Source organism: Phenylobacterium sp. (assembly GCF_044236515.1).
Taxonomy (GTDB): domain Bacteria; phylum Pseudomonadota; class Alphaproteobacteria; order Caulobacterales; family Caulobacteraceae; genus Phenylobacterium.
Genome location: NZ_JBIIGK010000075.1, coordinates 1 through 14,221, shown reverse-complemented (window position 1 = coordinate 14,221; position 14,221 = coordinate 1). Strand labels below are relative to the sequence as shown.

Below are 14,221 nucleotides of genomic sequence, written 5' to 3'. Positions count from 1 at the left end.
GAGCCTACCGCCTCAGGGCCGGCCAGCGGCTGGATCATCGGGAAGGCGCCGCCGAAACCACCGTCGCCGCGGCTGCGCCGGATGAGGTTCTCGGCTGGCGATCGGGGCGGCTGATCTACCGCGACCGACCGCTGTCCGAGGTGGTCGCAGACCTGAACCAGCACTTCGAGCGTCCGGTCCGCATCGCCGATCCATCCCTGGCGCGCATCCTGGTCTCCGGCGTCCTGGTGCTCGACGACCAGGATGCGGTGCTGCGCCGGCTTGCCTTGCTTGGCCCTATCGAGGCAGTAGGTTCAGGATCCGGCGTAACCTTGCGGCGCAACGACGCGAGGCGCTGATGGGGGCCCGGGTCGATTCCGAGACGCGGCGGGCATCTGACGGGAACGCTTGCCGCCGCCGCCGGGCTTAGCCTCCTTGCGGCGACGACGACGGCCGCCGCCGAACCGGTCCGGCGATTTTCCATTCCATCCCAGGCCTATGCCGACGCCCTGATCGGGCTGGCGGTGCAGGCCAATGTCAGCATCGTCGGCGTGTCGACCTGCGGATCCGGCCGATCGCAGGGCCTGTCGGGGCCTTACTCCCTGGAGGTGGCGCTGAGCCGCCTGTTGGCCGGCGCGCCCTGCACCTTCCGCATCGTCGATCCGCAAACCGTGCGCATCATCGCCGTGGCCACGCCTCGGCGCGAGCCGGCCCGCTCCGCGCCGCTGGTCGCCGAACTGATGGTGACGGCGATGAAACGGCCGGCCAGTCTCGGTCGGGTCCCGGCGGCCGTCAGCGCGCTTGCGGGCGACCAGATCGACCTGACGAGCGCCAGCGAAATCGGCCGCACGACCGGGCAGTTGGCCGGCGTCCTGACCACCAACCTCGGTCCGGGCCGCGACAAACTGCTGATCCGCGGCCTGTCGGACGGCGCCTTCACGGGCCGGGCGCGATCCACGGTCAGCACATACCTCGACGACGCGCCCCTCAACTATAACGCCCCCGATCCGGATCTGCGGCTGACCGACGTTGAACGGGTGGAGGTGGCGCGCGGCCCGCAAGGAGCGCTGTACGGCTCCGGAGCACTCAGCGGCGTCTACCGCATCGTCACTCGCAAACCCGTGCTCGACGTCGTCGAAGGTGGGGTCAGCGCGCTAACCGCTTGGACCAAGGGCGGATCGGCGAGCCGGGCGCTGGACGGCTGGATCAACCTGCCGCTCGCGGAGGGGCGCTTGGCGCTGCGCGCCGCCGCCTATCATGACATTCAGGGCGGCTATCTCGATAACGACCGGCTGCAGGTCTCGAACGTCGACCGGACCAGCCGGAACGGCGGGCGGCTGGCCCTTAGGGCGCAGGTGACGGACGCCTGGCAGGTGGACCTCGCCGCCGCCGGCCAGCGCCTTCGCTCAAACGACACCCAGTACATTGCCGCCGGGATGGGCCAGCAGCGCTCCAACGGCCTGCGCGAGGGGCATAAGAACGACTTCGCCGAAGCGGCGCTGACGGTGCGCGGCGATCTCGGGTTGGCGAGCCTGAACTCTGCTCTCGCCTACGTCCACCACACCTACGCCAGCGAGTACGACGCGCTGGCGGCGGCGAGCCCCAGCGTCTTCGATCAGGCGGGCGCCGACCTTGGCCTGTTCTACGAGAGCGCGCGCGTCAACATGCTGGTGGAAGACGTGGTGCTGCGGTCGAACGGGCCGGGCCCGTTCAGCTGGCTGGTCGGAGCCTACGGGGCCAGCACGTTGCAGAAGACGCCGGCGACGCTGGACCTGCGCGGCCCTGCCGGCATGGCGACCTATTATCGCGAGAACCGCCACGATCGCCTGCGCGAGCTTGCCCTCTACGGCGAGGCGGCCTGGAGGTTCGGCGACGGCTGGACGATCGCGGCCGGCGCCCGCGCCTTCGAAAGCCGCATCCGAACCCTGGCCGACGTGATCGTCGAGCAGCCCGGCGTCTCGCGGACCTTCGACGCCCAGCGGCGATTCTCCGGCGTCTCGCCCACGATCTCGCTGCAGCGCGACTTCGGCTCGGACGACCTCGTCTACCTGCTCTACTCCGAAGGCTACCGGCCGGGCGGGTTCAACACTGCCGGGGTTTACGCCCTCCGCGACTCCCGGGTGCTCTTCGGCTCGGACCGCCTGCGCAACTATGAGGCCGGGGCGAAGCTGCGGCTGCGCGACCGGCGGCTGTCGCTGCGCAGCGCCGTGTTCTACGACCAATGGTCGAACATCCAGACGGACCAGTACCGGCCCTCGGGGTTGTCCTACACGGCGAACATGGGCGATGCGCGCATCCTCGGCCTGGAGGCGGAGGCGTCCTACGCCTTCGATTTCGGCCTCTCGGTGCAGGCGAACGGTCTGCTGTCGACCTCGGACATCACGCGCGTCAACGCCGACTTCCTGCGCCTTGCGCCGACGCTGATCGACGACCTGCCCGGAGCGCCCGGATTCTCCGGCGGCGTGCTGGCTCACTACGAGCGGCCGCTCGGCGCCCTCACCCTCCGACTGACGGGCGAGGCCAGCTACGTCGGCCGCTCCAGCCTGTCGTTTAACGCCAGCCAGCCGGCCCGGACCGGCGACTTCCTGCGCGCCCGGCTCGCCGCCGAGCTGGCCGCCGAGCGTTGGAGCGCGGCCATTTTCCTGGCTAACCCGCTGAACCAGGCCGGAGACACCTTCGCCTACGGCAATCCCTTCACCTTCAGCCAGACCCGCCAGGCGACCCCGCAGCGGCCGCGGACGCTCGGTGCGCGGATCGCTGCGACATTCTGACCGAGCAGAATTCTCCGACCGACTGGGGGGCCGGGCGCGAGCACGGCGTCTAGTTCGCTAACGGGCGCGGGGCTGCGTCCGACGAAGGCTGGGGGACGTGGTGATCAAGCTGTCTGCGCTCGTCTGCGCGGAAAACGACGCGCCGCGACTGGCCGAGTGCCTGCGCGGCCTTTCCTTCTGCGATGAGATCGTCGTCGCCGCGGACCGCCCGACGCCGGCCTTGCAGGACATTGCGCGACGCCACCGCGCCACCCTGATCGCAGGCATCTTCCCGCAGGACGGCCAGCGGCGGATGGCCGGCGCCGACGCCTGCACGGGCGACTGGGTCTTAGAGGTCAACCCGGGCGAAGAGGTCGAGCCGGCCCTGGCCTGGGAAATCCGCGCCACCCTGCGCATGCGCCCGGCCGGCGACTGGCTGACCCTGCCGATCGCCAACTATGTCGGCGGCCGCCACGTGCGTCACGGTTGGACCGCCGCCATGGCGCCGACCCGCGAGCCGCGGCTCTACCGGCGGGAGGCGCGACGCTTCGAGAGCGGCTTGCTGTCCGGAAGGTCGGCGGGAGACCTGACCGGCGCCCTGCGGCGGATCCTGGCGGAAGACGCCCGAGGCCTGCTGGCTTGGCTCGGCGGTCGCGAGGCGGCGAGCGGCGGGCCCGTCACCCAGTTCTTCGCCAGCTATCTGGCACGCGGCGGCTGGCGTGAGGGCCGGCTCGGCCTGCTGATCGCCCTGCTTTGCGGCATCCAGCCCTTGCTGGCCGCGTCCCGACCGCAAGGCGAAGCGCGTCCGGTGACGACCTCTCGCCGCGCCGCGGATCTGGCCCGCGTGAGCGCGCGCTAGCCGGTCCTATGGATCGCAATCGGCGGTAAACGTGCTATCGCCCGGACGTTTAGGCGGTTTGGGCGATCTTGATGACGATCCTGGTCACCGGTTCTGCCGGGTTCATCGGCTTCCACCTCGCGCGCCGCCTGCTGGAGCGCGGCGAACAGGTGGTCGGCGTCGACAATCTCAACGCCTATTATGAGCCGGCGCTGAAAGAAGCCCGGCTCGCGATTCTCGAGGCCCTGCCCGGCTATCGCCACGCCCGGATCGACCTCTCCGACCGCGAGGCGATGGCGGCATTGTTCGCCGAAACACAGCCGACCTACGTCGTAAACCTCGCCGCCCAGGCAGGGGTCCGCTACAGCCTCGAAAATCCCGACGCCTATGTGGATTCCAATGTCGTCGGCTTCCTGAACATCCTCGAAGGCTGCCGGGCCGTTCAGCCGAAGCACCTGGTCTACGCTTCCACGAGCTCGGTTTATGGGGCCAACGGCAAGCTGCCGTTCAACGTCCACGACCACGCGGTCCACCCGATCACCCTCTACGCCGCCACTAAGGTCGCGAACGAGGCGATGGCCCACGCCTATGCGCACCTGTTCCGCATTCCCTGCACGGGCTTCCGGTTCTTTACGGTCTACGGCCCCTGGGGCCGTCCGGACATGTCGCCGTTCAAGTTCATCCGCGCGATCCATCGGGGCGAGCCGCTCGACCTTTACGGCGAGGGGCGGATGCAGCGGGATTTCACCTACATTGACGATATCGTCGATGGGCTGGTCGCCGCCTTGGACCGGCCGCCGGCGCCGGACCCGAACTGGAACCCGGCCGCGCCCGACCCGGCGACGAGCGGCGTCGCGCCATGGCGGATCCTCAACCTCGGGGCCAGCCGGCCGGTCGACCTGATGCGCTACATCCGGGTGTTCGAGGAGAAGCTGGGCCGCAAGGCGGTGCTGAACCTGATGCCCATGCAACCCGGCGACGTGACGAGCACCAACGCCGACGTCAGTGAGACCATGGCGACGCTCGATTATGCGCCGAACACGCCGCTGGAGATCGGCGTCGGTCGGCTTGTCGACTGGTATCTTGAATATTATGGCCGCTAGAGATTTATGCGGTAAAGTTGCCTGCGGGGCTTTCTACTGACGATGAGCGTGTGACGTGACCCATCCGTTTGATGCGACGACGGAAATGCCGCCTGTCCGCGGGAGCCGGGCAGAGGACTGGCGGGCCATCCAGGTGGCGCCCGGCCCCGAGATTCCCGACACGCCGAACAGGGACGGGCGACGTCGCGGCCTGATCCTGGCCGTGACCGGCGGGCTGGCCTTCTGGGCGGTGGTCGGAGCCCTGGTGGTCTATATGATCAACCGCTAGGCGCGCGACGGGCGAGGATATCGATCCGGACGTCGATCTCGCGGGAGACCAGGGTCGCGCCGGGATCTGACAGCAGGCCCAGCCCTAGCGCCGTTCTGTCGAGCCGGACCGTGCCAGCCACCTTGGCGGCCCCGTCCTGCGCGTCGAAGGTGAACGGCAGGCGCACCGGCGTGACGCGATCCTTGAGCTTCAGGGCGCCTACCGCTTCAAAACGATCGCCGCCCAGGGCGCGGAACTCGCTGACCTCGAAACGGGCGGTCGGGAAGGCGCCGACATCGAACCATTCGGCCTGGCCGAGCGAGCCTTCCTGGGTCGCGTCGCCGGTCCGGGCCGAGGCGGTGCGGATGGTCACCACCGCCTTGGAGCCGGCCAGGTCAGCCGGGTCGAACCAGACCTGCGCGTCCCAGCCCTCGAAACGTCCGGAGAACGGCTGTCCCGACTGCTGGCCGGAGAAACCCAGCGTCGAGGCCTTGCGATCGATCGTCCACGCCGCGGCCCGCCCGGGCGTGACGACCAGGACCGGGCTCGAGGCGGGTGAGCGCGTGGTTTGCGGGAGCGCCGGGGCCGCACCCTCCGGGCGACCCAGCGCGGCGGCGGCGAGCCCCAGCGCCGCGATGGCGGCGACCCCGGAGATGACCGGAACCAGACCGCGATCCCCGCCGCCAACCGGCTCGGCCGGACGGCGCAGCCACGGGACCATTGCGGCCATGACCCCGTCCCGGTCGACGAACTGGTGCTTCAGCGCGGCGGCGACGTGCAGGGCGATGAGGACGATCGCTCCCCACGCCATCAGACTGTGGGCCGACAGGACCTGGAAGGCGGTCGCCCGCCTAAGTTCAACGGGCGCGTCGGAAAGGGCAGGCAGGTTCGGGACTTCGGCCAGGCCGAACCAGGAGGTTGCGACCGCGAACGGCCGGTCCTGCCCCGCCATCCATCCCGTGGAAACATAGATCCAACCACTGAGCGGAAGGAGGATCATCAGCGCGTAGAAGGCGGCATGCGTCGCCTTGGCGGCGAACCGCTCCAGGCCGTTCATCCCGGCCGGCAGGGCCGGAGCCCGGTGGGTGAGGCGCCAGCCCAGCCGCAACAGGCTCAGCCCGAGGATCGTCAGGCCGATGGACTTGTGCAACTGGAACGCCGCGTAGGCCGCGGCCTGCCGGGCTGGGTCGGCGATGGCGTCCGACATCCACCAGCCCAGCGGGATCATGGCGATCAGGGCCGCCGCGATCAGCCAGTGAAGGCCGATCGCCACGGCGCTGTAGCGGCTGGGCGCGTGAGCGCTCATTGAGCCGGCGCCGAGCCTTCGACCTGTTGCAGGAATTCACCGTTGAACGTGAACTTCACCGCATCGCCGACCGGACCCGCGGCCATGCCGAAGTCCGAGCGATTGAGAGCGCCAGTCGCTGTGAAGCCGATGGCGCCGACCGGCATCATCGGATGCTTGGCGAGCGCGCCGTTCAGGGTGACATCGAGGGTGATCGGCTTGGTGACGCCGAGCATGGTGAGATCGCCGGTGACCTTGGCGGTGCGATCGCCGGTCTGCTCGACCTTGGTCGAGACGAAGTCGATGCTGGGGAACTCGGCGGCCTTCAGGAAGTCGGCGCCGATCGCCTCGTCGAAGCTGGCGTACTTCGTGCCCTTGTGCGTCTCGCGATAATTCGCCGGATAGTCCGTCTTCACCGAGCGCGGATCGACGCGGGCGGTGACCTTGATGGCGGTCGGATTGGCCGGGTCGAAGTTCACCGTGGCGTCGATCTTGGTCAGCTTGGCCGTGTAATTCGACAGGCCGAGGTGCGACAGCGACCAGACGAGGCTCGCGTGGTTGGGGTCCAGCTTGTAGACGCCCGCGGGCGCAGTGATCGGCGTCGCGGGGGCGGTCGCGGCGGCGGGCGCAGCAGCGTCCGGCGCGGCCGCAGCCTTCTGTTCGGCGGGCTTGTTGCACGCCGCGAGGAGCACGATGGCGGAAGCCGCCGAGATAAAGCCGATCTTCACGTCGAACTCTCCATGAGGCGACCGTTCGCCAGGGCGACGGCCAAGACTAGACCTGGAACTAATGCTTAGTTTGTCGGAACGCGAGAGCAACCACCGCGCGCGCCGGGAGAAAGACTATTGCTGAGATTGGGCATTGACTTCGGCGGTACGAAAATCGAGGCGGCGGCGATTGATGCCGCCGGGGCCTTCGTCGACCGACGCCGCGCGCCCAACCCCGGCGCCTACGAGGCGGCGATCACCACGGTCCGCGAGTTGGTCGAGGCCGTGGAGCGCCAGGTGGGCGGACGCGGAACAGTCGGGATCGGCGCGCCGGGCTCGGTGTCGCCGCGCACAGGCGTCGTGCGCAACGCCAATTCGGTCTGGCTCAACGGCCGTCCGTTCCAGAAAGACCTGGCGGCGGCCCTGGATCGGCCGGTGCGCCTGGCCAACGACGCCGACTGCCTGGCCCTTTCGGAGGCGGCGGACGGCGCCGCGGCCGGTGCGCGCACCGCCTTCGCCGTGATCCTCGGGACCGGCTGCGGCGGCGGCGTCGCGGTCGACGGCCGGGTGCTGCATGGCGCCAACGGCGTCGCGGGTGAGTGGGGCCACACGCCCCTCCCCTGGCCCGCCCTGGCGGAGACGCCCGGGCCCGCCTGCTGGTGCGGCCGGCGCGGCTGCCTGGAGACCTGGCTGTGCGGCCCGGCCCTGCAACGCGACCACCGCGAGGTCGCAGGCCAGGATCTTTCGCCCGCGGCCATCGCCGCCGCAGCGGCGGCCGGCGACGCGGCCGCGGAAGCCACGCTCACGCGCTATGTCGGGCGCCTGGCGCGGGGGCTGGCCGTGGTCTGCGACCTGATCGATCCCGACGTGATCGTATTCGGCGGCGGGCTGTCGAACCTCCAGCGGCTGTATGCGGATCTCCCGGCTGCGGTCGCGCCGCACGTCTTCACGGACCACTGGCAAGCGGCGCTCAGGCCCGCCCGCTGGGGAGATTCGTCGGGGGTGCGCGGCGCGGCCCGGCTTTGGGACCAGCCGGCTTGACCCTTCGGCCCGGACCACGGATGGAAGCCCCCATGAGCAGCTTCGAGACGCTTTCGGCCAAGCTGGCGGACCGCAGCGCCCGGGTCGGCGTGATCGGCCTGGGCTATGTCGGCCTGCCTCTGGCGGTCGCCTGCGCGCGTCAGGGGTTTACGACCCTGGGCTTTGACATAGACCCGTCCAAGGAAGCGCACATCCGCGCCGGCCGCTCCTATATCGACGCGGTGTCGGGCGACGAGCTGGCCGGCCTGGTGACGTCGAAGCGCCTCTCGGCGACCACCGCTTACGACCGGCTCGGCGAATGCGACGTGGTAGTGATCTGCGTGCCGACGCCGCTCAGCCGCCACCGCGACCCGGACTTGTCATTCATCGAGACCACGGGGCGGGAGATCGCTGCCCGCCTGCGGCCAGGACAGCTGGTGGCGCTGGAATCCACCACCTACCCCGGGACGACCCGCGAGGTGCTGAAGCCGATCCTCGAGGCCGGCGGCCTGATCTGCGGCGAGGACTTCTTCCTCGGCTTCTCGCCCGAGCGCGAGGATCCTGGCAACGCGGCCTTCGAGACCGCAACCATTCCCAAGGTGGTCGCCGGCGACGGCCCGCAGGCTTCGGCCCTGATGCAAGCCTTCTATGGCGCCGTGGTCAAACAGGTGGTGCCGGTCTCGTCGCCGGACGTCGCCGAGGCGGTGAAGATCACCGAGAATGTCTTCCGCGCCGTCAACATCGCCTTGGTGAACGAGCTGAAGCTCATCTACGGCGCGATGGGGATCGACGTCTGGGAAGTGATCGAGGCGGCCAAGACCAAGCCGTTCGGCTACATGCCGTTCTATCCCGGGCCGGGTCTCGGCGGCCACTGTATCCCGATTGACCCCTTCTATCTGACGTGGCGCTCGCGCGAGTTCGAGATTTCCACCCGGTTCATCGAGTTGGCCGGCGAGATCAATACCTTCATGCCGCACCACGTGGTCGAGGTGCTGGCCCGCGCCCTGGACGAGCGGCTCAAGCTGGCCCTTAGCGCGGCGAAGATCCTGGTGGTCGGCCTCGCCTACAAGAAGAACGTCGCCGACGTGCGCGAAAGCCCGTCGTTCAAACTGATGGCGCTGCTCGAGGCGCGGGGGGCGAGCATCGCCTTCCACGACCCGCACGTGCCGCAGGCCCCGAACACCCGGGAGCATCCGGAATATGCCGGCCAGGCGTCGGTTGCGCTGGATCCCGCCGCTTACGATGCGGTGCTGATCGCCACCGACCACGACGCTGTCGACTACGGCGCCTTGACGTCGGCCAGGCTGGTCGTCGACACGCGCAACGCCATGGCTGCGCGAGGGATTTTCGGCCCTAACGTCGTCAAGGCCTAGGCGATTAGCGTCATCAGCCCGCCGACCAGGTGATAGAGCGACGTCGCGGGCGCCGGCTCGTCGGCGAACGTCCCGTCGGCCTCGAGCTTGTCGCGCCAGACGCCGCGCCTCGGGGTCTGCAGGAACGGATAGAGGCCGTTGGCGGCGACGAGGGCGTCGGCCTCGGTTCCGAACTTCAAGGCGGCTCGGAGGAACTCGGTCTGCCCCCAGAGCCGGGCGACCGGGTCGCGGATTGCCCCGCCCGCCCAGAGGCCGCCAACCGCCACCCGCCGCGCCTCGTCGACGCCGGTGAGACCGTGGGCGTAGAGCCGCCGGACGACGGCCTCGTTGTCCTGACCGCGGCGCTGCGCCCAGGCGTCGAGCAGGAACGCCCATTCGAATTGATGGCCGGGTTCGATCAAGCCGCCGTCGGCGTCGGCCCTGGCCGCCCAGTCGGCGTCGAAGAATTCGCGCAGCACGCCCGTGACCGGATCAATGAACCGCGTCAACGCCAGATCGGCGATCTCGTCGGCGACCACCGACCAACTGGCGTCGCCGACGGCTTCCCAGGCCAGGGCCGCCTCGAAGAGGTGCATATGGGCGTTGGCCTGAAACGGCTGCTCCCCCTCTTCACGCCAACCGCCGGCCGGGTTCCGGAGAGCCTGCAACGCGCCGCGCAGGGCGTACGCCTCGTCCCGCAGGTCGCCGTCGAGGCGCTCAAGCACCGCCATGGCCAGCAGGGTGAAGGCCTGTTCGTAGAGCCAGGACTGAGCATCGATGATCTCGCCGTTCTCATCGACCGAGAAGGCGTAGAGACCGTCCGGGCGCTGGTAAGCCGTGCGGTACGCCTCGAAGCCCCGCCGGGCGACGGCGGCGTAATCCGCGCCCCAGCCCGCTGAGGCGGCGCTGGCGAAGCTCCAGACCTGACGGGCCTGCACCCGGGCGCGGCGTGGTGCTGCGATCGGTTGGCCCTCCACCGTCAGCTTTTCCTCGAAGGCGCCGGTCCGGGGATCAATCCCGACGTTGCGCCAGAGTGGCAAGGCGTCCTGCGTCAACCAATCGGCATACCAGGCGCGGGCGGCGGCAAGGGTGTTAAACGGCGTGGTCACCCTCGCCCATTATCAAATGAACCCGAGCTAAATCACCACCTCGTGGTTGCAGGCGACGATTTCCGGCGCGAAAAGCCAACAGCGTCACAAGCGAAGGTCAGATGACGAAGATCCATCCGGTCATCCTCTCCGGGGGCTCGGGCTCCCGGTTGTGGCCCCTGTCGCGCGAGAGCTATCCGAAACAGCTGCTGCCGCTGATCGGCGAGACGACCCTGCTGCAGGAGACGGCCCTGCGGGTCACCGACTCTGCGCGCTTTCATCCCGTGACGGTGGTCGCGAACGCCGAACATCGCTTCGTCATCGCCGAACAGCTTCGCCAGATCGATGCGCGCACGCCCCGCATCGTCCTCGAGCCGATGGCCCGCAACACCGCCGCCGCCGTGGCGACGGCCGCGCTGCTCGCCGCCGACGACGATGCCGAGGCGCTGATCCTTGTCATGCCCGCCGACCACGCGGTGCCCGATGCGGCCGCCTTTGTCGCCACCATCGAGGCCGGTCTGCCGGCCGCCAAGGCGGGCAACCTCGTGCTGTTCGGGATCACGCCGGATTCGCCGGCGACGGGCTACGGCTACATCCGCGGCGGCGAGGCGCGAGAGGGCGCGGCGCGGGCCGTACAGGCCTTCGTCGAGAAGCCGGACCTCGCGACCGCCGAAGGCTATGTGGCAAGCGGCGACTATTACTGGAACGCCGGCATCTTCCTGCTGCCGGCCGCCTCGGTCATCGCCGAACTGGACGCTCACGCGCCCCAGGTGCTGGCTGCGGTCCGCGCGGCGGTGCAGGCGGCGACCACCGACCTCGACTTCCTGCGCCTCGATCCGGAGGCGTTCGCCAGGAGCCCGTCGATCTCCATCGACTATGCCGTGATGGAACGCACCAGCCGCGCTGCAGTGGTGCCAGCCAACTTCATGTGGAGCGACGTCGGCGCGTGGTCGGCGCTCTGGCGACTGGCCGCCGACGGCGCCGAGGGCAATGTCGAGATCGGCGACGTAGTTTCCGAGCAGACCACCGGGTCGTACCTGCGCAGCGAGGGTCCGCTGATCGCCACCCTCGGGGTTGAGAACCTGATCGTCGTCGCTACTCCCGACGCCGTGCTGGTGGCGAGCCGTAAGGCGGACGAGGACGTCAAACGCATCGTCGAGCGGCTCAAGGCCTCAAACCACGCTACCGCCGTGCAGACCCGAAAGGTTCACCGCCCCTGGGGCTGGTACGAGGGGTTGCACACCGGCGATCGGTTCCAGGTCAAGCGGATCACCGTCAAGCCGGGCGGCGTCCTGTCGCTGCAGAAGCACTTCCACCGGGCCGAACATTGGGTGGTGGTCAACGGCACCGCCGAGGTGCTGGTGAACGGCGAGCGAAAGCTGCTGGCGGAGAACGAGTCGGTGTTCATTCCGCTTGGGGCCGAGCACCGGCTGTCCAACCCGGGGAAAGTGCCGCTGAACCTTATCGAGGTGCAATCGGGACCCTATCTCGGCGAGGACGATATCGTCCGGCTTGAAGACGTCTACGCCCGAGCCTGATCCAGCCCGACCATGGGTCGCGAGAGAGTACGGAATGCCCAGCAGCACCGGCCAGGCCACGACGACGAACGCGAGCCGCTATCTCCAGCAGCTCTGCAAGCACTGGTCCCACAGCCTGGCCGTGGAGTTCACGCCGCAGACGGGCCGCATCGTCTTCCCCAAGGACAACCGCGGGGCGAATTGGCCCGGCGACGCCGTCGTCACCCTGACCGCGCACCCCGATCGCCTGGAATGCCGCCTCGACGCGAGCGTGGACGAACAGCTGATCGGGATGCAGGGCGTCCTCCAGCGCCACCTCGACCGCTTCGCCTTCCGTGAGGCCCCGCTCGCGATCGCCTGGAGTCCAACGGCGCCCTGAGCCCATCCGGGTTGCGCCGACATCTTTTGGTTGTGATCCGGATAGAACGCCGCGACAGCTAGGCGGGTTCGGGTCAAGATGACCCAGTGGGATCGGAACCAACCCACGGCGGGAGGCGACCGGGAATGTTGCTGGCGCTTGGAGCGGACCAGGTTTCTGGGCTGGCGCAGCGCCTCGCCGCCCAGGCGACGCCCGATCCCGGGCTGGACCGGATCGCCAGCCTCGCCGCGGAGTTGTTCGACGCCTCCGGCGCTGCCGTCGCCCTGTTCGAAGATGGCCGTCTCGTGCTGCGCGAAGGTGCGCAGATCGAGGCGGGCGACGCGGGCGATGATCTGGCCAAGATCCTGACCGCCGCCCGGCGGGCATTCGTAAGCAACGCCGACCTGTCCGTAGTCGGCAAACGGCTGATCGCCGCCGCCCCGATCCTCGGCGCCAGAGAGGGGGTGATCGGCGGGCTTCTGGTGCTGGGCGCAGGCGAGGCGGCGCCGCCGGATGCCCAGGCCCTGGCGCGCCTCGACCTGCTTGCCGGGCTGGCGGGAGATCGGCTTCAGGCCGCGCTGGCGCCGGCGTTGGCGGCGAGCCGCCTGCAGCTGCTGGATTTTGTGGAGCAGACGGTTGGTGCCGGGCACTGGTTCTACGAGGCGGGCAGCCGATCGGTGATCTGGTCGGAGGAGATGTACCGTCTCACCGGCCTCGACCCCGGCGGGCCGCCGCCGGACCTTGAAACGGTCATCGGCCTCTATCCGCCTGAGGAGCAACGGCGGTTCACCGCCTATGTCGAGGACGCGCTAGCGCACGGGTCGGGCCTCGACAGCGTCGTGCCGCTCAACCGCCGGGATGGCGCGCTGCGCCACATGCACATCCGCTCGCGCGCCTTGAGAGACGCTGGCGGTGCGGTGATCGGTCTGTTCGGGGTGATGCAGGACGTCACCGAACAGCAGCTGCGCCTGAAGGCCGCCGAGAACAGCCGCGCCCGCTATCAGCTGCTGGCCGAGAACATGGCCGACGTCGTCACCCGCATCCGGATGGATGGGGCCAGCAGCTACATCTCTCCCGCCATCCAGGCCTTGATCGGCTACAAGCCGCGCGAGATGGCGGGCCAGCCGGCGCAGGCTTTCGTCTGGCCCGAAGACCGCGCCTTGCTGCTCGGGGCCTTCGCCCGCATGGCGCGCGGCGAGAGCGAGTTCACCCTGCAGCACCGCGCCAAGCATCGCGACGGGCGCCCCGTCTGGGTCGAGACGCGTTTCCAGCTGATTCGCGACGCAGAGGGCAAACCGGTCGAGATGATCGCGGTGCTCCGAAACATCGACGAACGCAAGAAGGCGGAGGACGCCCACGCCGAGTCCGAGGCCCGCTACAGTTTGATCGCCGAGAATGCGCGCGACATGATCTCGCGCACCCGTCTCGACGGAACCGTCCTGTACATGTCGCCCAGCGTGCGGGCGGTCGCCGGTTACGATCCGGCCGAGCTGATCGGCAACAGCATTGGACCGTACGTCCATCCCGATGATCTCGAGGGACTGCGTAAAGTCTTTCAGGAGCTCGCCGACGGCGTGCGCGAGGGCGGCGAGCCGGTCCGCTACCGGGTCTGCCACAAGGACGGGCGGTGGATCTGGATCGAGGGCAACCCAACCCTGCTGCTGGATTCCGAGGGCAAGCCCTGCGAGTTCGTCGATGTCTCGCGGGACGTCACCGATCAGGTGGAGCTCGAGCAGGAATTGGTGGCGGCGCGCGACGCGGCCAATGCCGGGGCGCGGGCGAAGTCGGAGTTCCTGGCCAACATCAGCCACGAGCTGCGGACGCCGCTGACTGCGGTCATCGGGTTCGCGGGCATGCTGAGCATCCGCCCGGAGCTGGCCCCGGAATCGCGCCGGTTCGTCGAGCGCCTGCAGGTCGCCAGCCGGGCGCTGCTGTCGACGATCAACGACGTCCTCGACTTCTCGACCCTGGAATCGG

12 protein-coding genes and 1 pseudogene are annotated in these 14,221 nt (G+C 69.2%); 10 read left to right on the top strand and 3 right to left on the bottom strand.

The annotated features are described in order from the left end of the window. From ACILRF_RS09400 to ACILRF_RS09380, 5 genes and pseudogenes are all read left to right on the top strand, one after another. Positions 1–338 (top strand): annotated as a pseudogene (locus tag ACILRF_RS09400) (iron dicitrate transport regulator FecR); the annotation flags it as partial. A 165-nt stretch (positions 339–503) separates the two neighbouring features. Beyond that, positions 504–2,750 (top strand): TonB-dependent receptor, encoded by a 2,247-nt coding sequence (locus tag ACILRF_RS09395; protein WP_395672199.1) that lies wholly within the window; start codon positions 504–506, stop codon positions 2,748–2,750. 100 nt (positions 2,751–2,850) lie between these two features. Further along, complete coding sequence (locus ACILRF_RS09390) at positions 2,851–3,588, top strand: glycosyltransferase family 2 protein (RefSeq protein ID WP_395672197.1); 738 nt, start codon at positions 2,851–2,853, stop codon at positions 3,586–3,588. Between the two features lie 71 nt (positions 3,589–3,659). Continuing rightward, entirely contained in the window at positions 3,660–4,670 is a 1,011-nt protein-coding gene (locus ACILRF_RS09385; protein WP_395672195.1) for an NAD-dependent epimerase, read from the top strand. 55 nt (positions 4,671–4,725) lie between these two features. Next, complete coding sequence (locus ACILRF_RS09380) at positions 4,726–4,938, top strand: hypothetical protein (protein ID WP_395672193.1); 213 nt, start codon at positions 4,726–4,728, stop codon at positions 4,936–4,938. Here the strand turns inward: ACILRF_RS09380 and ACILRF_RS09375 are convergent. Together ACILRF_RS09375 and ACILRF_RS09370 are read right to left on the bottom strand one after the other, a co-directional pair. Continuing rightward, a complete protein-coding gene (locus ACILRF_RS09375; protein ID WP_395672191.1) occupies positions 4,928–6,223 on the bottom strand; it encodes a cytochrome b/b6 domain-containing protein in 1,296 nt (431 codons plus the stop codon). The two genes, ACILRF_RS09380 and ACILRF_RS09375, sit on opposite strands and share 11 nt — an antisense overlap. Further along, positions 6,220–6,930, bottom strand: a complete 711-nt coding sequence (locus ACILRF_RS09370) for a YceI family protein (protein ID WP_395672189.1) — start codon at positions 6,928–6,930, stop codon at positions 6,220–6,222. Before ACILRF_RS09370 ends, ACILRF_RS09375 begins: the two co-directional genes overlap by 4 nt. Positions 6,931–7,047: 117 nt before the next feature. On the opposite strand from ACILRF_RS09370, the gene ACILRF_RS09365 reads away from it, so the two are divergent. Beyond that, positions 7,048–7,950 carry an ROK family protein gene (locus ACILRF_RS09365; protein ID WP_395672187.1) on the top strand — a complete coding sequence of 301 codons (903 nt, stop codon included), beginning with the start codon at positions 7,048–7,050 and terminating at the stop codon, positions 7,948–7,950. A 32-nt stretch (positions 7,951–7,982) separates the two neighbouring features. Further along, positions 7,983–9,302: a nucleotide sugar dehydrogenase gene (locus ACILRF_RS09360; protein ID WP_395672185.1), complete on the top strand. Its 1,320-nt coding sequence runs from the start codon at positions 7,983–7,985 to the stop codon at positions 9,300–9,302. On the opposite strand, the gene ACILRF_RS09355 is transcribed toward ACILRF_RS09360, so the two are convergent. Then, positions 9,299–10,390 carry an AGE family epimerase/isomerase gene (locus ACILRF_RS09355; RefSeq protein ID WP_395672183.1) on the bottom strand — a complete coding sequence of 364 codons (1,092 nt, stop codon included), beginning with the start codon at positions 10,388–10,390 and terminating at the stop codon, positions 9,299–9,301. The two genes, ACILRF_RS09360 and ACILRF_RS09355, sit on opposite strands and share 4 nt — an antisense overlap. Positions 10,391–10,491: 101 nt before the next feature. On the opposite strand from ACILRF_RS09355, the gene ACILRF_RS09350 reads away from it, so the two are divergent. The 3 genes from ACILRF_RS09350 to ACILRF_RS09340 all read left to right on the top strand — a co-directional run. Further along, positions 10,492–11,907: a mannose-1-phosphate guanylyltransferase/mannose-6-phosphate isomerase gene (locus ACILRF_RS09350; protein ID WP_395672181.1), complete on the top strand. Its 1,416-nt coding sequence runs from the start codon at positions 10,492–10,494 to the stop codon at positions 11,905–11,907. A gap of 34 nt (positions 11,908–11,941) precedes the next feature. Next, complete coding sequence (locus ACILRF_RS09345) at positions 11,942–12,265, top strand: DUF2218 domain-containing protein (RefSeq protein WP_395672179.1); 324 nt, start codon at positions 11,942–11,944, stop codon at positions 12,263–12,265. Between the two features lie 125 nt (positions 12,266–12,390). Next, positions 12,391–14,221, top strand: a 1,831-nt coding sequence (locus ACILRF_RS09340; protein WP_395672177.1) for a PAS domain S-box protein, incomplete at its 3' end; no start/stop codon positions are given.